Here is an 18,190-nt window from a genome sequence, read left to right as displayed (position 1 = left end):
GGTCAGTTCCGGCAATCGGACACTGACCCCGACTTTGTGCTGCTTACTTCGCGGCGGCGCCCGCCGTCTGCGACAGGATGAAGGCATAGGTATCCGCCGATTCTGCATCCTGCTGCGCGCGGGTCGAACCCATGCCGTGGCCCGCATCGAAATCAACCCGTAAAATCACCGGCTTGCCGCTGGCCGTGGCCTGCTGCAAGCGCGCCGCCATCTTCGCCGGATGGAACGGCGCCACGCGCGGATCGGTCACGCCGGTGGTCAGCATGATGGCCGGATAGCGCATGCCGTCCACCACCTGCTGGTAGCTGTCGATGCTCTTCAGCGCCTTGAAGCCGGCGGGATCGGCGATCGCGCCCCATTCAGGTTCTTCGCCATAGCCGTTCTGCTCCGCCACGTAGCGCAGTGGATTGTGCCAGCCCACGCCCGACACCACGGCCGCAAACAGGTCGGGGCGTTCTTCCAGCGCGCGGCCCATCGTGATACCGCCGGCGGAGCGGCCGCCGATGGCCTGGTAGGCCGGCGAGGTATAGCCCCTGGCTTGCAGGTCCTCGCACACGGCGATCAGGTCGCGCCAGGTATTCGGTTTGTTTTCCAGCTGGCCGGCGCGATGCCATTCGCGGCCAAACTCGCCGCCGCCACGCACATTCGCATAGCCGACGATGCCGCCTTGATCCACGAAGGCCAGCGAGCGGCCCGCGAACGCCGGCGTGTAGGCCGCCGCGCCGTAGCTGCCGTAGGCTGAAATGAAGGCCGGGTTCTTGCCGTCCATCTTCAAGCCTTTTTTGTAGATCACGCTGTACGGAATCTTGGTGCCGTCCTTGGCGGTGGCGTAGCGGCGTTCCGTCGTGTAGGCGCTGACGTCGATGGCCGGCTTGGGCGTGATGCCGGTGTCGGCCAGCGCGCCGTCGGCGCTGACGGACCAGATGCCGGTCGGCTGCAGCCAGCCGGACAGGATGGCCAGCGCGCCCGGCGCATCGGCGTCGGCGGCGATGGAGCCCAGCGTGCCGTCGAAGGGCAGGGCGATGCCGGCGAGCTTGCCGTCGGCGCCGAGGCGCTGCAGCTTGCCCAGGCCGCCGTCCATCGCGCGGATGTACAGGCCATCCTTGGCGCGCGCCATGCCTTGCAGGACCAGTGCCGATTCCGGCACCACTTCCGCCGCCGTCGCCAGCGCCGGGGCCTTGGCCGAGGTTTTCAGCAGGCGGCCGCGCGGATGCTTGTGCGTGGACAGCAGGTACAGTTCGTCGCCATGCAGATCGAGGTCGGTGACTTCGTCGGCAAAGTCGGCGACTTGCTGCCATTTCGCCTTGCCTTTCAGGACCTCGGTCAGCGGCGCGGTGTAGATGCGCTTTTCTTCGCGCACGTCGGCCAGTATCAGCACGGCGCTGTCGGACTTGCCGGAGACGCCGATGTAGGGCGACTGGATTTTTTCATACTTGACCGCCGCATCGAGACCGCGCTTCATCAGCACCGTATCCTTGGCGGCATCGGCGCCGACCTTGTGGAAGCGCACCTGCGAATCCAGGTAGCGCTCCGGCGTGTTGACCTTGCCGGTCAGCTGGTTGTAGAAGAAACCGGAGCTGTCGGGCAGCCAGCTTGGATTGGCGCCCTGGGTGTCGACGATGCGTTCCTTCAGGACCGCGCCGGTGCGCACGTCCATGATGTGCAGCACCGAATCCTCGCTGCCATCCTTGGACAGGCCGTAGGCCAGCTTGCTGCCGTCCGGCGAGGCCTCCCACCAGTCCAGCGAGACGTGGCTGGTCTTGGTGTCGAGCTTGGTCGGGTCGACCAGCACGCGGTCCTTGCCTTTGCCGTTGCCGACATCGCGCACGAACAGCTTGAAGTTGTTGGCGCCGGCCGGACGCTGTTGATAGAACAGCCGCGCGCCGGCCTTCTGCACGCGCGCTGGCGCGGCGATATCGCCGGACAGTTGCTGGATGCGCTTGAGCAGCAGGTCGCGTTTCGGCAGGCCGTCGAGCACGCCGCGGGCGTGGCCGTTCTGCTGCTGGAGGAAGGGCAGCCAGTCCGGGTCCTTGTCGTTCTCCATCCAGCGATAGCGGTCGGTGATGGTTTCGCCGAAGTAGGTGTCGGTGACCGGTTCGATGCGGGCGACAGGGGCGGGCGGGATGGGTTTTTCCGCCAGTGCGGCGGAGGCGTTCAGGGCAAGCGTCGCCCCGATCATGAAGTTGCTCAGCTTGGTCATCGCTATCCTTTGTTGCAAAAATCCCATTTTGCCACAAAGAATTGCAAATTTTATACTGTTTTCTCAGCCTTCTTTTTCTTTTCCGGCGGCGGCAACTGGATCAAACGGGTGCCTGCCAGCTTGTCGTGCAGGAACTGGCGGTCCTTGTCGAGGAAGGCGGTCAGCGACCACAGCAGGATACCGGCGCCGAGCGCGCCCATCATGCGCCAATGCTCCAGGCCGAAGATCGCGCCGACCACGGCTGCCGGCAGCACCCACATCCAGCTCAGCAGGTAGCGCGCGGCGGCGGCCCGCGGCGACACGTGCTGGTGGCCGGGACGGACCACCTTGAGGCGCCAGGTTTGCATGGCCAGCGTCTGGCCATTGCGGCTCCACTGGTGGATGAAGTAGGCGCCCAGCACCAGGAACACCAGCGCCTGGCGCGCGTGCCAGGCGGTCTTGCCGATGCTGCCGCCCATGGCGACTTCCAGGATCAGCAAGGGCAGGAACAGCACCGCCAGGCCCAGCAGGGATTCGTACACCATCGAAATCAGACGGCGCTTCACGGTAGGGATGGTCACGCTGGGATTATTTGACATTGGCGGGGGCGGGCGGGGCCGGTACCGGAGGCACGGGCGTCACGTTGGAGGCGTTCGGTATGGTCGCGTTCGGATCGGCTGCGACGGGCTGCGGCGCAGGTGCGGGGGCGGGCACAGGCGCCAGCGCCGTGCCGCTGGTGCCGGCCGGCACCGCCGGCTTGATCGGCGCCACGGTCTTGACCTTGCTTTGCGCCGCGGTCGGCAGGTTGGCGACCTGTTTCTTGATGGCGGCCTTGGCGGCCAGCTCTTTCTTCTGTTCTTCCGAAAGCTGCTGGTAGGATTCCCACGAGGTCGATTTCTGCGACGGATCGAGCTTCTGCGCGCGGGCGAAGTTCTGGCGCACCTGGCGGCGCTCCTCCGGCGTCATGCGCACCCACTCGCGCATGCGTTCCTGCACGCGCATCTGCTCATCCGGCTTCATCGACGCATAACGCTTGACGATGCCCAGCCATTTCTGCTTGCGGATCGGCTCGATCTGGTCCCACTCGGCGGCCAGCGGCTCCAGCGCCTGCTGCTGCGCCGGGGACAGGTCTTTCCACATGGTTTTTTCAGGCGGCTTGGGCTTGTTCTTGCCGCCTTTGGCGGGGGCTGCGGACTGCAGGGCCGCCACCGGGGCGGCAATGATTTCCGGTGCGTCGGCCCGGCTGGCGACCCAGCCCGCGCCCGCAACTGCTACCGCTAACACCGCCGCTGTTCCGGCGCCCCATTTTGCCCGACCGCTCCATGCCATGACTTATTGCTCGCTTTGGTTCAGGTAGGCGTTGAAACCATGGTCCAGGTAGGCCGACAGCGGCAGCTCGTCCGACAGCACGGCCGCGTCGATCTCGGCCAGGTCGGCGATGCGCTCCTGCTGTTCGTACTGGTAGATGCCGGCCAGGCCGATGACCAGGGCCAGCAGCGGCAAGGCCACACCCATGCGGCCCAGCCAGGCGAACGGCTGCGGCAGCAGGCTGCCGCCGGCCGTGGCCATTTCCGTTTTGGCAACGCGCACGCTCAGCGGCACATCCACATGCGCTTTCTTGCGGGCGAGCGCCATCTTGCGCGCTTGCGCCAGGCGGTCCGTCGTCGAGGCAGGCAGATCGTCCAGCTTCTCATTGAGCGCGTGGCGCACCTTGTAAGCAAAGTTCAGATCGTCGGTGTTCATAGTGTTATTCCCTTGGCTTTCAGCGCTTCGGCGAGCGTATGTGTTGCACGTGAGCAATGCGTTTTCACGCTCCCCTCGGAACATCCCATCGCTTCGGCGGTCTCAGCCACGTCCATATCCTGCCAATAACGCATAAGGAAGGCTTCTCGTTGACGTGCCGGAAGCTTTTGTACTTCGGCATCGATGAGGTCGAGCATTTGCTGGCGTTCGACCTTGTCCGCGCTCGATTCGCCGGCCTCGGTGCCTTCTTCGGCGGCATAGGATTCGAGTATATCAAAGTCCTCATGCTCGCCGCCCGAGGGCGCCATGCCGGAAAACAGGCTGACCCAGGTGTTGCGGACCTTTTCCCGGCGGAAGTAATCGAGGATGGTGGTTTGCAGGATGCGCTGGAACAGCATCGGCAGCTCGGCGGCCGGCTTGTCGCCGTATTTTTCGGCGAGCTTGATCATCGCGTCCTGCACGATGTCCAAGGCGGACTCGTCCTTGCGCACCGCGTAGACGGCTTGTTTGAAGGCACGCCGCTCGACGTTTTCGAGGAAGTCGGATAATTCTTTGTCTGTGGCCATGCGTCGGGTGAGGGTGCGGCCGGGGAACCGGCGAGGAAGCGCCTGGCGGCGTTTTTTGAACTGAGCGCATGCTAGCAAAAATCCATGGCTTTTGCATGGTTTTACGTCAAAACACATGCGTTTTGCACCAGTAACGGGCTATTTTCCATTTTTCCCTTGCTCAAAATGATGCGCGGGTGTACCGTATGGGACGCTTTGAACACCCCGAAGCTCTATGGTCTGGTCGCAGCAGGCACACAACGCCGCATTCGATCCGACGCGCTTTCATATGTCAGCAGTTTGCTCTAACCCGTGCCACAAGCGCGAGAAGTACGCACAACCGCTACAGACAGATCCAGCTGAACGAGAGTTTGCGTTGAGCGCCGCTTTGCACGTCACTACGGTTGGCGGAAGAGGCAGGCGTGACCGCAGAAAAAAAGGGACGCAGGGCAAAGCTGTAGAGGCAGGCCTACTTCGTTAGGAAAGAGCATCCGATCAATCTCCTATGGACCTTGAAAGGAATGTTTCATGAATACCGAAGCATCATCACAAATCACAGGCGCGGAAATACTGGTGCGCTGCCTGGCGGAAGAAGGCGTGGAACACGTCTTTGGCTATCCGGGCGGAGCCGTACTGTACATCTACGACGCCATCTTCAAGCAAGACAAATTCCAACACGTCCTCGTGCGTCACGAACAGGCCGCAGTGCATGCCGCCGATGCGTACTCGCGCAGCTCGAATAAAGTTGGTGTCGCGCTGGTCACGTCCGGTCCGGGCGTCACCAATGCCGTGACAGGTCTTTCCACCGCTTACATGGATTCCATCCCCATGGTCGTGATCTCGGGCCAGGTGCCCAGCCACGCCATCGGCCAGGATGCCTTCCAGGAATGCGACACGGTCGGCATCACCCGCCCCGTGGTCAAGCACAATTTCCTCGTCAAAGACGTCAAGGATTTGGCGGAAACCGTCAAGAAAGCCTTCTTCATCGCCCGCACCGGCCGTCCAGGCCCCGTGCTGGTCGACATCCCGAAGGATATCTCGATGCACAAGACGACGTACTCGTACCCGAAAGAGGTCGAGATGCGTTCGTACAAACCGGTCGACAAGGGCCACTCCGGCCAGATCCGCAAGGCGGTCCAGCTGCTGCTGCAAGCCGAACGTCCGATGATCTACACCGGCGGCGGCGTGATCCTGGCCAATGCCTCGCCGGAACTGAACAAGCTGGTCGACAAGCTTGGCTTCCCGGTCACCAACACGCTGATGGGCCTGGGCGCCTACCGCGCCAGCGACGACAAGTTCGTCGGCATGCCGGGCATGCACGGCACCTACGAAGCGAACATGGCGATGCAGCACTGCGACGTCCTGATCGCCATCGGCGCCCGCTTCGACGACCGCGTGATCGGCAACCCGAAACACTTCGCCTCCAATCCGCGCAAGATCATCCACGTGGACATCGATCCATCGTCGATCTCCAAGCGCGTGAAAGTGGACATCCCGATCGTCGGCAACGTCAAGGACGTGCTGATCGAATTCCTGGCCCAGCTCGACGCTGCGGACGCCAAGCCGAACGCGCCCGCGCTCAAGGACTGGTGGAAGCAGATCGGCGAATGGCGCGGCCGCGATTGCCTGAAGTATCCGACCTCGGACCTGGTGATCAAGCCGCAAGCCGTGGTGCAGAAGCTGTGGGAAGTGACCAAGGGCGACGCCTTCATCACCTCCGACGTCGGCCAGCACCAGATGTGGGCCGCGCAGTACTACCCGTTCGACAAGCCTAAGCGCTGGGTCAACTCGGGCGGCCTGGGCACGATGGGCGTGGGCTTGCCGTACGCCATGGGCGTGCAGATGGCCAATCCCGACGCGACCGTCGCCTGCATCACCGGCGAAGGCTCGATCCAGATGTGCATCCAGGAACTCGCGACCTGCAAGCAATACCATCTGACGCCGAAGATCATCATGCTCAACAACCGCTTCCTGGGCATGGTCCGCCAGTGGCAGCAGATCGACTACGGTTCGCGCTACTCCGAGTCCTACATGGATTCGCTGCCGAACTTCGAGAAGCTGGCCGAGGCCTATGGCCACGTCGGCATGCGCATCGAGAAACCGGGCGACGTCGACGGCGCGCTGCGCGACGCCTTCGGCATGAAAGACAAGCTGGTCTTCATGAACTTCATTACCGATCAATCGGAAAACGTCTGGCCGATGGTGAAAGCGGGCAAAGGGCTCTCTGAAATGCTGTTGGGTTCGGAGGACTTATAAGATGCGACACATTATCTCTGTCTTGCTGGAAAACGAAGCCGGCGCGCTGTCCCGCGTGGTCGGTCTGTTCTCGGCCCGTGGCTACAACATTGAAACGCTGACCGTGGCGCCGACCGAAGATCCGACGCTGTCGCGGATGACGATCGTCACCTCCGGTTCGGACGACATCATCGAGCAGATCACCAAGCACCTGAACCGCCTGATCGAGGTGGTGAAGGTGGTGGACCTGACCGAAGGCCAGCACATCGAGCGCGAACTGATGCTGATCAAGGTGCGCGCGGTGGGCAAGGAACGTGAAGAGATGAAGCGCACCGCGGACATCTTCCGCGGCCGCATCATCGACGTCACCGAGAAGACCTACACGATCGAACTGACCGGCGCCAAGAGCAAGCTCGACGCGTTTATCGACTCGATCGACCGCACCTCCATCCTGGAAACGGTACGTACCGGCGGATCCGGCATCGGACGCGGCGAACGCATCCTCAAAGTTTAAGCACGGCTTACCCAGCCAGTGCCTTTAGTACCTCACACTCAAAATATATAGGAATTATCATGAAAGTTTTCTACGACAAAGACGCTGACCTCTCCCTGATCAAGGGCAAAAACGTCGCCATCATCGGCTACGGTTCGCAGGGCCACGCCCACGCGCAAAACCTGAGCGACTCCGGCGTCAACGTCACCGTTGGCCTGCGCAAGGGCGGTTCGTCCTGGAACAAGGTCGAGAAAGCCGGCCTGAAAGTGGCGGAAGTCAACGACGCGGTCAAGGCCGCCGACGTCATCATGATCCTGCTGCCGGACGAGAACATCGCCCAGGTCTACAACGAAAACGTCGCGCCGCACGCCAAGCAAGGCGCGGTCCTGGCCTTCGCCCACGGCTTCAACGTGCACTACGGCCAAGTCGTGCCGCGCGCCGACCTGGACGTCATCATGGTTGCACCGAAGGCCCCGGGCCACACCGTGCGCGCCACCTACACCCAGGGTGGCGGCGTGCCGCACCTGATCGCCGTGTACCAGGACAAGTCCGGCATCGCCCGCGACATCGCCCTGTCGTACGCCTCGGCCAACGGCGGCGGCCGTGCCGGCATCATCGAGACCAACTTCCGCGAAGAAACCGAGACCGACCTGTTCGGCGAACAAGCGGTGCTGTGCGGCGGCGCGGTCGAGCTGATCAAGGCCGGCTTCGAAACCCTGACCGAAGCTGGCTATGCTCCGGAAATGGCGTACTTCGAGTGCCTGCACGAACTGAAGCTGATCGTCGACCTGATCTACGAAGGCGGCATCGCCAACATGAACTACTCGATCTCGAACAACGCCGAATACGGCGAATACGTGACCGGTCCTAAGGTTGTGACGTCGGCGACCAAGGATGCGATGCGTCAGTGCCTGAAAGACATCCAGACCGGCGAATACGCCAAGTCCTTCATCCTGGAAAACAAGGCAGGCGCACCGACCCTGATCTCGCGCCGTCGCCTGACCGCCGAGCACCAGATCGAAGAAGTCGGCGCAAAACTGCGCGCCATGATGCCTTGGATCGCCAAGAACAAGATGGTCGACCAGTCGAAGAACTAAGCTGTAGCTTCGCAACGAAAAAGCCGGCGTATGCCGGCTTTTTTGCGTTGAGACTTGCGCCAAAGCCGAGTGTCGCGGCAGAGCCTGTGTCCGAATGTCGGCACTGACACCATGTAAATGTTACAAACGCTAACCATGTCTTACAGGTGCATTGTGTAAATTCGGGTAAAGTTTGCCTTGCCGTAATTTCAACTTTGGAGCCCGCAATGACCGTCATGAAAAATATCGCAGCAGCCGCTGCTGTCTCCTTCGCTTTGGCCGCGCAAGCCGCGCCGGCCGACGCCGTACCAACCACCGGCACGCTGGTCGTGGTCCCGGCCTTCGGTGAGGTCACCCGTGCCAACGACCAGGCCGTCGCCACCCTGGCCATCGAAGAGCAGGACAAGGACAAGGCCGCCGCAGCCTCGCGCGTCAACCTGAAAATGAAACAGGGCCAGGACATCGTCAAGAAAGCCGATCCGCAAGCCAAGCTGAAAACCCAGGGCTACTACACTTATCCGGTCTACCCGGAAGACCGTCCCGTGCCGAACGGCCAGCAGCCGAAGCCGCGCGTGCCGACCGCTTGGCGCGTGGGCCAGTACCTGCAAGTGACCACCACCGACCTGGCCAACCTGCCGAAGACCGTGGCCGCCGCGCAGAAGGTGCTGACGCTGAACAGCCTGCAGTTCGGCCTGACGCCGGAAACCACCAGGCAGCTGGATGACCAGCGCATCGCCGCCACCTACAAGAACCTGAACGAGCGCATCAGCTCGATCGCCAATGCGATGGGCCGCAAGGTCGGCGACGCGGTGGTCGACACGATCGACTTTGAAGGCTCCGGCAACTACGCCCAGCGTGAAAGCTTTGCCGCGCCGGCGCCGATGGCTATGCGCATGAAGAGCATGGACTCGGCCGAAGTCGCCGAACCAAGCTTCGAGCCGGGCGAAACCACGTTGCAGATGCAACTGGTCGGCAAGGTTCGCTTCAAGTAACAAGGCTGCGCGGCGGCCAGGTTTCGGGTAGAGTGTATTTGCTTTTATATCAACTCCGGAGATCCAGATGATGAAAAACCTCGCCGCCGCCGCACTCGCCACTCTCGCGCTTGCCTCGCAAGCCGCTCCGCTGGAACCATTGCCGACCGCCGGCACACTGGTCGTGGTGCCGGCCTTCGGCGAAGTCAAACACGTCAACGACCAGGCGGTCATCACGCTGACCGCCGAAGAAGTCGACAAGGACAAGGCGGCCGCCGCCTCCCGCGTCAACCTGAAAATGAAACAGGGCCTGGAGATCGTCAAGAAGGAAGATCCGCAGGCCAGCCTGAAAACCCAGGGCTACTTCACCTACCCGGTCTACCCGGACGAGGTGGTGGCGCCGCCCGGCCAGCCGCGCAAGCCGCGCGTGCCGACCGCCTGGCGCGTCGGTCAGTCCCTGCAAGTCACCACCACCAACATCGCGGGCCTGCCGAAAACCGTGGCCGCCGCCCAGCGCCTGCTGGCGCTGAACAACCTGCGCTTCGGCCTGACGCCGGAAACCACCCGCAAGCTCGACGACCAGCGCATCGCCGCCACCTATCTGAACCTGAACGAACGCATCAACTCCATCGCCAACGCCATGGGCCGCAAGGTCGGCGACGCCGTGCTCGATACGGTCGATTTCGAGGGCTCCGGCAACTACGCCGACCGCGTGAACGTGAGCGGGGGCGCCCGCGCGCCATCGGCGATGATGGCGAAAGGCAGCGATGCCGTCGAGGAGCCCAGCTTCGAGCCGGGCGAGACCACGCTGCAGATGCGGCTGGTGGGCAAGGTGCGCTTCAAATAAGCAAATATGGGCAGAATAGGGGGATGGCTCGCCATCCCCTTTTTTGTTGTCGGCTCCTCTATAATGATGGAGCAACATGACCAGATAAATCAGAAATGGAACCCTATGGCCAAATTCCCCCGTCGCCGCGCTAAAAATGGCGTAGTTCAAGCCAAATTGCCGAAGACCTCGCGTTTCAGCCGCTTTGCCCGCCGGGCCAGGGGCGAGGATCTCGACCGGCCGCGCCACCGCGGGATTTATCTGCTGCCGAACGCTTTCACCACCGCCGCGCTGTTCTGCGGCTTCTACGCCATCGTCATGGCGATGAACCAGAAATTCGAACACTCGGCCTGGGCGATCTTCATCGCCATGGTGCTCGACGGCCTGGACGGCCGCGTCGCCCGCCTGACCAATACCCAGAGCGAGTTCGGCGCCCAGTACGACTCGCTGTCGGACATGGTGTCCTTCGGCGCCGCGCCGGCGCTGGTGATCTATGAATGGTCGCTGCGCGGCCTGGGCAAGCTGGGCTGGATCGCCGCCTTCGTCTACTGCGCCGGCGCCGCCTTGCGCCTGGCCCGCTTCAACACCAATATCGAAGTGGTCGACAAGCGCTTCTTCCAGGGCCTGCCTTCGCCGTCGGCCGCCGCGCTGGTGGCCGGCTTTATCCTGCTGATGGTGGACCAGGAAGTGTCCGGCCTGGAGTTGCGCTGGGTCTCGTGGAGCATCGCCGTATTCGCCGGCTTGACGATGGTGACCAACGTGCCGTTCTACAGCTTCAAGGATGTCAACTTCCGCAAGTCGGTGCCGTTCATCGCGGTGTTCCTGATCGCGCTGGTGTTCGCGCTGGTGTCCATCGATCCGCCGAAAGTACTGTTCCCGATCTTTATCGCCTACGGCCTGTCGGGCTATGCGGTGTCGGTGTGGCGGTTGGCCAAGGGCAAGAAGGTCAGCCTGATCCAGGTCGACGAGGAAACCACCGACCCGAGTGAACGCCGCTAAACCAAAAGGGCGGTAGGCCCTGAGAATTCAAGCAACGAAGCATCTGCCACGGAGCTATCATGAGCAACTCACCCAACCGTCTGATCATCTTCGACACCACCCTGCGCGACGGCGAGCAATCGCCTGGCGCATCGATGACCAAGGATGAAAAAGTCCGCATCGCCAAGCAGCTGGAGCGCTTGCGCGTCGACGTCATCGAGGCCGGCTTTGCCGCCGCCTCGCAAGGCGACTTCGAATCCATCAAAGCCATCGCCTCGGCGGTGCGCGAATCGACCATCTGCTCGCTGTCGCGCGCCAACGACCGCGACATCGCGCGCGCCGCCGAAGCGCTGGCGCCGGCCGAGCGCAAACGCATCCACACCTTCATCGCCACTTCCAAGCTGCATATGGAGATGAAGCTGCGCATGCTGCCCGACCAGGTGTTGCTGCAGGCGAAGAACGCGGTGCGCTTCGCCCGCCAGTTCACCGACGATATCGAGTTCAGCCCCGAAGACGGCAGCCGCTCGGACGAGGACTTCCTGTGCCGTGTGCTGGAGGGCGTGATCGACGAGGGCGCGACCACCATCAATTTCCCCGACACGGTCGGCTATGCGGTGCCGGAGATTTTCGGCGAGACCATCCGCCGCCTGCGCGAGCGCATCCCCAATTCCGACAAGGCCATCTGGTCGGTGCACTGCCATAACGACCTCGGTCTGGCGGTGGCCAATTCGCTGGCCGGCGTGATGATAGGCGGCGCGCGCCAGATCGAATGCACCATCAACGGCCTGGGCGAACGCGCCGGCAACACCGCGCTGGAAGAAGTGGTGATGGCGCTGCGCACGCGCGGTGGCTACTACAACCTGGAGGTCGGCATCGACACGACGCAGATCGTCGCCGCTTCGAAAATGGTATCGCAGATCACCGGCTTCGCGGTGCAGCCGAACAAGGCGGTGGTGGGCGCGAACGCCTTTGCGCACGCCTCCGGCATCCACCAGGACGGCATGCTGAAATCGCGCGAGACCTACGAGATCATGCGCGCCGAGGATGTCGGCTGGACCGCGACCAAGATCGTGCTGGGCAAGCTGTCCGGCCGCAACGCCTTCAAGCAGCGCCTGCTGGAGCTGGGCATCGACATGGAGTCGGAAGCCGACATCAACGCCGCCTTCGTCCGCTTCAAGGAGCTGGCCGACCGCAAGTCCGACATCTTCGACGAGGACATCCTGGCGCTGGTCTCGGACGAGCAGCATTCGCAGGAGGGCGAGTACTACCGCTTCGTCTCGCTTTCGCAGCGCTCGGAGACGGGCGAGACGCCGAACGCGAAGGTGGTGTTCAACATCGACGGCGAGGAGCACGTCTCCGAAGGCAAGGGCGACGGCCCGGTCGACGCCACCGTCAACGCCATCGAATCGGAAGTCGGCAGCGGCGCCGAGCTGGTGCTGTTCTCGGTCAACGCCATCAGCACCGGCACGCAATCGCAGGGCGAGGTGACGATGCGCTTGTCGAAAGAGGGCCGCATCGTCAACGGCGTCGGCGCCGATCCGGATATTATCGTTGCGTCGGCCAAGGCCTACCTGTCGGCGCTGAACAAACTGCACTCGAAGATCGAGCGCGTCAACCCGCAACCTTGAAATGAGCAAACAATTTGACGTAGTGGCGCTGGGCGAAGCCATGGTGGAATTCAACCAGGGCACGCCCGGTGAACCGATGTACCGCCAGGGCTTCGGCGGCGATACCTCCAACGCCGTGATCGCGGCATCGCGCCAGGGCGCGCGCACCGCCTACCTGAGCCGCGTCGGCGACGACCATTTCGGCCGCATGCTGCTGGACCTGTGGCAAGCAGAGGGCGTCGATGTCGGCGCCGTCGCGCGCGATCCGCAAGCACCCACCGGCCTGTATTTCGTCAACCACGGTCCTGAAGGCCACGCCTTCAGCTACCTGCGCGCCGGCTCCGCAGCCAGCCGCATGCAGCCGCAGACGATGGACCTGCGCGCCATCGGCGATACGCAGTGGTTGCACGTCTCGGGCATCTCGCAAGCCATTTCCGCCGGCGCCTGCGACACCGTGCTGGCAGCGATCGACGCCGCGCGCCTGGCCGGCGCCAAGGTCAGCTTCGACCCCAACCTGCGCCTGTCGCTGTGGCCCTTGGCGCGTGCGCGCGCCGTCATCTGCGCCACCATCGCCATGACCGACCTGTTCCTGCCCAGCATGGACGAAGCGGTCGCGCTGGCCGGCACCGAAGATATTCCGGCGGTGTTCGCATGGTGCCGTGCCCACGGCGCCCACACGGTGGTGCTCAAGTGCGGTAAAGCCGGCGCCTGGTATGCGCTGCCGGGCGCGGAGCCCCAACTGGCGGCCGCCAACGTCGTGCAAGCCGTGGACGCCACCGGCGCCGGCGACTGCTTCGACGGCAGCCTGCTGGCGCGCCTGGCCGCCGGCGATGCGCTGGCCGACGCCGTTCGCTACGCCAACGTCAGCGCCGCGCTGTCGACGCAGGGACATGGCGCGGTGGCGCCGATCCCGACCGCCGCCCAGGTGCGCGCCGCGCTGGCGTGAGTCGCATGCTTCGGTCCACGCCGAAGCATGCGCGGTTTTTAAAAGCTATCTTGTCAGCTCATACACCGACCAAGGGGCTTTCATGACCACCATCACCTGTTTCATCCGCTACGAGATCGATCCGTTCCAGCGCGACGCTTTCCGGCGCTACGCCGAGAACTGGGGCCGCATCATTCCCCGCCTGGGCGGCCATCTGCTGGGCTACTTCCTGCCGCACGAGGGCAGCAACTACGAGGCCTGGGGGCTGGTTGGCTTCGACTCGCTGGCAGCGTATGAATCCTACCGCGCGCGGCTGCGCAGCGATCCGCAAGCGCAGGAAAATTTCGCCAGCGCCCAGCAGCAGCGCTTCATCCTGCGCGAAGAGCGCAGGTTTGCCGAGACGGTGGAAGGCACCTTCTGCAAGCCACCGGTGAGCGTGCCATGAACGCGGCGGCGCAACCGCGCTTCGCCCGCGTCGCGGCCGCCATCGGCGATCCGACGCGGGCGCTGATGCTATCGCGCCTGCTGGACGGCCGCTTCTACACCGCCACCGACCTGGCGCAGCACGCTGGCGTGTCCGCGCCGACCGCGTCGCAGCACCTCAAACTGCTGGTGGACGAGGGCCTGGCCCGGGTGCGCGCGCAAGGCCGCCATCGCTACTACATGCTCGCGGACGGCAATGTCGCGCACGCGCTGGAAGCGCTGCTGCGCGTGGCGGATGGCGCGTTGCCGGAGACCGTGCGCTGGCAAGCGCCGGCCATGCGCGGCTTGCGCCACGCGCGCAGCTGCTACGGCCATCTGGCCGGCGTGCTGGGCGTGGACCTGTGCCGCTGCTTTGTTGAAAACGGCTGGGTCCAGCCTGGCGAGGGCGACGGCCATGACTATCCGCTGACGCCAGCCGGCGTCGAGCAACTGCGACAGCTCGGCATCACCCCGCGCGAGGGCGCGCGCCAGCTATATGGCTGCGTGGACTGGTCCGAGCGGCGCGATCATTTCGCCGGTCCGCTGGCCGTCGCGCTGTTGGATAATTTCGTCGACAAGGGCTGGTTGCGCCGCAGCGACGACACGCGCGCACTGGAAGTCTCCGCCAGCGGCAAGGCCGGACTGGCCGCCTTGTTTAAAAGCGGAACTTGATGTAGGCCGCAGGGCCGTTCAGCCGCACGTTCAGATCCTGCGCGTCGCGCTCGCGGCTCAAGCTGATCTTGGTTGCGCTGTATTCCGCCACCACGCCGATGGCCGGCGTCGGGTACCACTCCACGCCAACCGCGCCGCCATAGATATGGCCGGTGAGGTTGCCGCCGTTTTTCTTGATGCCGGAAGCGTCGACAAACATGCGCAGGTTCGGCGCGAACGAATGGCGCCAGCCCAGTTCCAGCAAGGGCGCGTAAGCGCTTTCGCTTTCCGAATACGCCGCGTTGCCGCTGACGCCATTCAGTATGCCGCTGGCCGTGCCGTCGACGCGCGCGCGGTAGTAGGCCGCGCCGACGCCGACGCCGAAGACGTCGTTGCCGCTGCCCAGCCACCATTTGTAGGCCATGTTGGCCAGGTCCAGTTTGAGATTGGCATCCAGCTTGCCGTTGCCGGTCAGCGGAATGCCGTCGCGGTTGGTGGTGCCGCTCAGCGATGGATTGTAGGTCTTGTCGTAGCGGTAGTAGTCGAAGTCCAGGCCCTGCGTATCGCCCAGCAGCACTTGCGCCTTCACGCGCGGCAGCGTCACATGATCCGCCTTGTAGGTGCCGCTGTCGATGTGGCCGTAGTTGGTGTCGGCTACATAGTTGATGCGCGGGTCGGCGTAGAACGCGCCGACCGACAAGCTGGCGCGGTCCAGCGCCGGCGACGGCTCGGCCCAGGCGAGGGCGGTGATGGTGCTCAAAGCGAGCAGGGTGGCGGTGTAAATGGCGTGATGGGCGGATGGCGTGCGTAAGGACATGAGTTCTCCGGTGGTTGCAGTTGCGATAAGAAAATCATAGCAACCGCATTCCGGAAATCCCGTCGGCGCACGCCCGCCTTGAGCGTGGGACTGATCCTACTTCGATTCCTGTATGCGCAGCGACAGCGCCGCCGCAAACAGCATCGATACGCCGCCCAGCATCAGCATCATCACGGCGCTGCCGTTGAAGAAGTGCGTCAGGAAGAAGCCCAGGCACACGCCCGACACCACCTGCGGGATCACGATCGACATATTGAACATGCCCATGTACATGCCCATTTTCTTCGCCGGAATCTTGCCGGCGAGGATGGCGTATGGCATCGACAAGGTGCTGGCCCACGCCAGGCCGACGCCGACAAACGGCAGCAACAGCAAGGCCGGCGAGCTGACGAAGTAGATCGAGATGAAGCTCAGGCCGCCCACCAGCAGCGCGATCGCGTGGGCGGTCTTGCGGCTGGTGCGCGCGGCGATCACCGGCAGCACGAAGGCGAACGCGATCGAGGCGGCGTTGTAGACCGCGCCGCACACGCCCCACCAGCTGGCGCCCTCGTTGTACAACGCGGAGCTGGTGTCGCTGGCGTGGTAGATGTGCTGGGTCAGCGTGGCGGTGCCGTAGGTCCACATCGAGAACCAGGTGAACCACGTGAAGAACTGCACCAGCGACAACTGCACCATGATCTTCGGCATGTTCATGTAGTCCCTGACGAAGCCGCGCAGGCTCGTCGAAGCCTCGTCCGCCTGCTCCGGCTCGGGATGATACTGCTGCAGTTGTTCGGGAGAATATTCCTTGGTGCGGATGACGGTCCACAGCACGGCCGCCAGGTAGACCGCGCCGCCGATGTAGAAGGCGTAGACCACCGAGTCCGGCGTCTTGCCCGGCGCGGCGGTGTTGGCGACGTTGAACCAGTGCTGCAGCACATAGGGCAGGGCCGACGCGGCCACCGCGCCGACGCCGATGAAGAAGGTCTGCACCGCGTAGCCGGTGGTCAGCTGTTCCTTGGGCAGCAGGTCGCCGACAAACGCGCGGAACGGCTCCATCGAAATATTGATCGCCACGTCGAGCACCAGCAGCATCGCGGCGGCGACCCACAGCACGGTGGCGTTCGGCATGCCGAACATCGCCAGCGTGGCGAGGATGGCGCCGATCAGGAAGTAGGGGCGGCGGCGGCCGAAGCGGCCCCAGGTGCGGTCGCTCATGTAGCCGATGACGGGCTGCACCAGCAGGCCGGCCAGCGGCGCGGCGGTCATCAGGAAGCCGATCTTGTCGAGTTCGGCGCCCATGGTTTCGAAGATGCGCGGAACATTGGATTGCTGCAGCGCGAACCCGGCCTGGATGCCGAGGAAGCCGAAGCTCATGTTCCAGATCGCCCAGAACGAAAGCCGGGGCTTGGCGGGCGCCTGGCCTGGCGCCGCTGCTTGTACTTTTGCGTGCATGCTGTCTCCATCCATTTCTTGTTGGCTTATTATCTACTTGAAAAAGTAGTTTGGCTACAAATTTGGATGTTTTCTGCTTTTTTACGCAATGTGACGTGTATTTTTGTTACATTCTAAAATCGAAACCGGTTTTCCCGCTCCTCGTCCGGGCCGTTGACCATGGCCTGCACCACGCCGGCGCGGTTGAATTCCACCGACATCATCGAGTTCCAGACGTCCTGTTCCTTGTAGCGGTACAGCCAGACGTCGCCGTCCACGCTGGCATAGTGCACCACTTGCGTCGGCCGGCCGAAGGTGCGCAGGATGGTTTCCTTGGTATCCTTGCCCAGCTTGACGGTGGCGAATTTTTCGCTGCTCAGCACCTGCTCGTACGACACCAGCCTGCCGTCGGGGCCGATGCGCGCCATCCAGGTATATTGGCCGGACGGGCCGTAGGCATACTCCAGCATGGTGTCGGCGCCGTTGGGATAGCTGCCGGTGGGACGGCCCAGCCTGGCCATGACGTTGGCGACCGGCTCGCCGGGGAGCGGTGGCGGCCCGGCGCAGGCGGCCAATAAAATGGGCAAGATTGCCACTAAGATCAGTTTTTTCATCGCAAACCCCTGAAAATCTGCCGGAAGTAGTGAGAATTGTAGCCAACACAGGGTACACACGGCGCTTTTTCCGCTATACTTCCGGGTCTGGTCTTTGGATCAGTTTTTTTTGAAGTTCACGATGTGCAGGGTTACGACTCCGCGCACCGCATGTTAAAGGTAAATATCATGACCGTAGAAAACATCAACAAAGCCGCGATCATCGCGGACAACGCCCGTGGTCAAAAAGACACCGGCTCCCCAGAAGTGCAAGTTGCACTGCTGACCGCACGCATCAACGAACTGAACGGCCACTTCAAGGCGCACAGCAAGGATCACCACTCCCGTCGTGGTCTGATCATGATGGTTAACCGTCGTAAGAGCCTGCTGTCCTACCTGAAGGGCAAAGATGCAACCCGTTATCGCGATCTGATCGCTAAACTGGGTCTGCGTAAGTAATTTTTGCGTCATCCGGCTTAATCGAAATGCCTGCGCCAGTTTGCTGACGCGGGCATTTTGTCATTTGGTCGGCAAGAAACTTGCCAAGCGGAACTCGGTCTTGGCAGGGGCAGCATGGAATTCCTGTTTTTACGGTTTGTAGTAAAGGTGGCCGCATGGCTGCCTGTGGTGAGGTGAACGACAGCCCCTGAAAATCTGTCGGCAAATAGAAAGGGAT

General features: G+C 63.1%; 19 protein-coding genes. 11 read left to right on the top strand and 8 right to left on the bottom strand.

All coding sequences use genetic code 11. From position 1 onward, the window contains the following. Positions 1-43: 43 nt before the first annotated feature. Genes ACEN9F_RS08915 through ACEN9F_RS08895 form a run of 5 tightly spaced genes read right to left on the bottom strand, consistent with a single transcriptional unit; the run spans position 44 to position 4,488 of the window. Positions 44-2,200 carry a prolyl oligopeptidase family serine peptidase gene (locus ACEN9F_RS08915; protein WP_413419676.1) on the bottom strand — a complete coding sequence of 719 codons (2,157 nt, stop codon included), beginning with the start codon at positions 2,198-2,200 and terminating at the stop codon, positions 44-46. 50 nt (positions 2,201-2,250) lie between these two features. Beyond that, positions 2,251-2,760 carry an RDD family protein gene (locus tag ACEN9F_RS08910; RefSeq protein WP_413419675.1) on the bottom strand — a complete coding sequence of 170 codons (510 nt, stop codon included), beginning with the start codon at positions 2,758-2,760 and terminating at the stop codon, positions 2,251-2,253. Between the two features lie 7 nt (positions 2,761-2,767). Continuing rightward, complete coding sequence (locus ACEN9F_RS08905) at positions 2,768-3,463, bottom strand: DUF3106 domain-containing protein (RefSeq protein ID WP_413419674.1); 696 nt, start codon at positions 3,461-3,463, stop codon at positions 2,768-2,770. Positions 3,464-3,511: 48 nt separating this feature from the next. Continuing rightward, on the bottom strand, positions 3,512-3,922 hold the full coding sequence (locus ACEN9F_RS08900) for a DUF3619 family protein (RefSeq protein WP_413419673.1): 411 nt from the start codon (positions 3,920-3,922) through the stop codon (positions 3,512-3,514). After that, a complete protein-coding gene (locus ACEN9F_RS08895) occupies positions 3,919-4,488 on the bottom strand; it encodes an RNA polymerase sigma factor (RefSeq protein ID WP_413427012.1) in 570 nt (189 codons plus the stop codon). The genes ACEN9F_RS08900 and ACEN9F_RS08895 overlap by 4 nt, the downstream gene beginning before the upstream one ends. 507 nt (positions 4,489-4,995) lie before the next feature. Between ACEN9F_RS08895 and ACEN9F_RS08890 the strand changes: the two genes are divergently transcribed. The 10 genes from ACEN9F_RS08890 (at position 4,996) to ACEN9F_RS08845 (ending at position 14,712) form a co-directional block, all read left to right on the top strand. Beyond that, positions 4,996-6,723 (top strand): acetolactate synthase 3 catalytic subunit, encoded by a 1,728-nt coding sequence (locus tag ACEN9F_RS08890; protein WP_413419672.1) that lies wholly within the window; start codon positions 4,996-4,998, stop codon positions 6,721-6,723. Between the two features lies 1 nt (position 6,724). Continuing rightward, positions 6,725-7,216 (top strand): acetolactate synthase small subunit, encoded by a 492-nt coding sequence (gene ilvN, locus ACEN9F_RS08885; protein WP_413419671.1) that lies wholly within the window; start codon positions 6,725-6,727, stop codon positions 7,214-7,216. Positions 7,217-7,275: 59 nt separating this feature from the next. Further along, positions 7,276-8,292 carry a ketol-acid reductoisomerase gene (gene ilvC, locus ACEN9F_RS08880; RefSeq protein WP_152803115.1) on the top strand — a complete coding sequence of 339 codons (1,017 nt, stop codon included), beginning with the start codon at positions 7,276-7,278 and terminating at the stop codon, positions 8,290-8,292. Positions 8,293-8,498: 206 nt separating this feature from the next. Then, the gene (locus tag ACEN9F_RS08875; RefSeq protein ID WP_413419670.1) at positions 8,499-9,263 is read left to right on the top strand and encodes an SIMPL domain-containing protein; all 765 of its coding nucleotides are present in this window, start codon (positions 8,499-8,501) and stop codon (positions 9,261-9,263) included. 61 nt (positions 9,264-9,324) lie between these two features. Further along, the gene (locus ACEN9F_RS08870) at positions 9,325-10,089 is read left to right on the top strand and encodes an SIMPL domain-containing protein (RefSeq protein ID WP_413427010.1); all 765 of its coding nucleotides are present in this window, start codon (positions 9,325-9,327) and stop codon (positions 10,087-10,089) included. 105 nt (positions 10,090-10,194) lie between these two features. Next, entirely contained in the window at positions 10,195-11,067 is an 873-nt protein-coding gene (gene pssA / locus ACEN9F_RS08865) for a CDP-diacylglycerol--serine O-phosphatidyltransferase (protein ID WP_413419669.1), read from the top strand. Positions 11,068-11,126: 59 nt separating this feature from the next. Next, positions 11,127-12,674, top strand: coding sequence for a 2-isopropylmalate synthase (locus ACEN9F_RS08860; RefSeq protein WP_413419668.1), 1,548 nt, complete (start codon positions 11,127-11,129; stop codon positions 12,672-12,674). Between the two features lies 1 nt (position 12,675). Then, positions 12,676-13,599 carry a sugar kinase gene (locus tag ACEN9F_RS08855; protein ID WP_413419667.1) on the top strand — a complete coding sequence of 308 codons (924 nt, stop codon included), beginning with the start codon at positions 12,676-12,678 and terminating at the stop codon, positions 13,597-13,599. A gap of 82 nt (positions 13,600-13,681) precedes the next feature. After that, complete coding sequence (locus ACEN9F_RS08850; protein WP_413419666.1) at positions 13,682-14,023, top strand: NIPSNAP family protein; 342 nt, start codon at positions 13,682-13,684, stop codon at positions 14,021-14,023. Continuing rightward, positions 14,020-14,712, top strand: coding sequence for an ArsR/SmtB family transcription factor (locus ACEN9F_RS08845; protein WP_413419665.1), 693 nt, complete (start codon positions 14,020-14,022; stop codon positions 14,710-14,712). Before ACEN9F_RS08850 ends, ACEN9F_RS08845 begins: the two co-directional genes overlap by 4 nt. Here the strand turns inward: ACEN9F_RS08845 and ACEN9F_RS08840 are convergent. The 3 genes from ACEN9F_RS08840 to ACEN9F_RS08830 form a co-directional block, all read right to left on the bottom strand. Further along, on the bottom strand, positions 14,696-15,508 hold the full coding sequence (locus tag ACEN9F_RS08840; protein ID WP_413419664.1) for a hypothetical protein: 813 nt from the start codon (positions 15,506-15,508) through the stop codon (positions 14,696-14,698). The two genes, ACEN9F_RS08845 and ACEN9F_RS08840, sit on opposite strands and share 17 nt — an antisense overlap. A gap of 96 nt (positions 15,509-15,604) precedes the next feature. Continuing rightward, entirely contained in the window at positions 15,605-16,942 is a 1,338-nt protein-coding gene (locus ACEN9F_RS08835) for an MFS transporter (RefSeq protein ID WP_413419663.1), read from the bottom strand. Positions 16,943-17,055: 113 nt separating this feature from the next. Beyond that, positions 17,056-17,517 (bottom strand): hypothetical protein, encoded by a 462-nt coding sequence (locus tag ACEN9F_RS08830; RefSeq protein WP_413427008.1) that lies wholly within the window; start codon positions 17,515-17,517, stop codon positions 17,056-17,058. A 186-nt stretch (positions 17,518-17,703) separates the two neighbouring features. Between ACEN9F_RS08830 and rpsO the strand changes: the two genes are divergently transcribed. Next, positions 17,704-17,973 (top strand): 30S ribosomal protein S15, encoded by a 270-nt coding sequence (gene rpsO, locus ACEN9F_RS08825; protein WP_008450438.1) that lies wholly within the window; start codon positions 17,704-17,706, stop codon positions 17,971-17,973. Positions 17,974-18,190 lie beyond the last annotated feature (217 nt).

Origin of the sequence: Duganella sp. CT11-25 (assembly GCF_047302815.1) — a bacterium.
Taxonomy (GTDB): domain Bacteria; phylum Pseudomonadota; class Gammaproteobacteria; order Burkholderiales; family Burkholderiaceae_D; genus Rugamonas.
This window is presented reverse-complemented; position numbering and strand designations above follow the sequence as displayed.

Coding starts and splice junctions, on each gene's coding strand:
- ACEN9F_RS08915 (WP_413419676.1), bottom strand. CDS start 2,200: ATGACCAAGCTGAGCAACTTCATGATCGGGGCGACGCTTGCCCTGAAC.
- ACEN9F_RS08900 (WP_413419673.1), bottom strand. CDS start 3,922: ATGAACACCGACGATCTGAACTTTGCTTACAAGGTGCGCCACGCGCTC.
- ACEN9F_RS08895 (WP_413427012.1), bottom strand. CDS start 4,488: ATGGCCACAGACAAAGAATTATCCGACTTCCTCGAAAACGTCGAGCGG.
- ACEN9F_RS08890 (WP_413419672.1), top strand. CDS start 4,996: ATGAATACCGAAGCATCATCACAAATCACAGGCGCGGAAATACTGGTG.
- ilvN (WP_413419671.1), top strand. CDS start 6,725: ATGCGACACATTATCTCTGTCTTGCTGGAAAACGAAGCCGGCGCGCTG.
- ilvC (WP_152803115.1), top strand. CDS start 7,276: ATGAAAGTTTTCTACGACAAAGACGCTGACCTCTCCCTGATCAAGGGC.
- ACEN9F_RS08875 (WP_413419670.1), top strand. CDS start 8,499: ATGACCGTCATGAAAAATATCGCAGCAGCCGCTGCTGTCTCCTTCGCT.
- pssA (WP_413419669.1), top strand. CDS start 10,195: ATGGCCAAATTCCCCCGTCGCCGCGCTAAAAATGGCGTAGTTCAAGCC.
- ACEN9F_RS08860 (WP_413419668.1), top strand. CDS start 11,127: ATGAGCAACTCACCCAACCGTCTGATCATCTTCGACACCACCCTGCGC.
- ACEN9F_RS08855 (WP_413419667.1), top strand. CDS start 12,676: ATGAGCAAACAATTTGACGTAGTGGCGCTGGGCGAAGCCATGGTGGAA.
- ACEN9F_RS08850 (WP_413419666.1), top strand. CDS start 13,682: ATGACCACCATCACCTGTTTCATCCGCTACGAGATCGATCCGTTCCAG.
- ACEN9F_RS08845 (WP_413419665.1), top strand. CDS start 14,020: ATGAACGCGGCGGCGCAACCGCGCTTCGCCCGCGTCGCGGCCGCCATC.
- ACEN9F_RS08840 (WP_413419664.1), bottom strand. CDS start 15,508: ATGTCCTTACGCACGCCATCCGCCCATCACGCCATTTACACCGCCACC.
- ACEN9F_RS08835 (WP_413419663.1), bottom strand. CDS start 16,942: ATGCACGCAAAAGTACAAGCAGCGGCGCCAGGCCAGGCGCCCGCCAAG.
- rpsO (WP_008450438.1), top strand. CDS start 17,704: ATGACCGTAGAAAACATCAACAAAGCCGCGATCATCGCGGACAACGCC.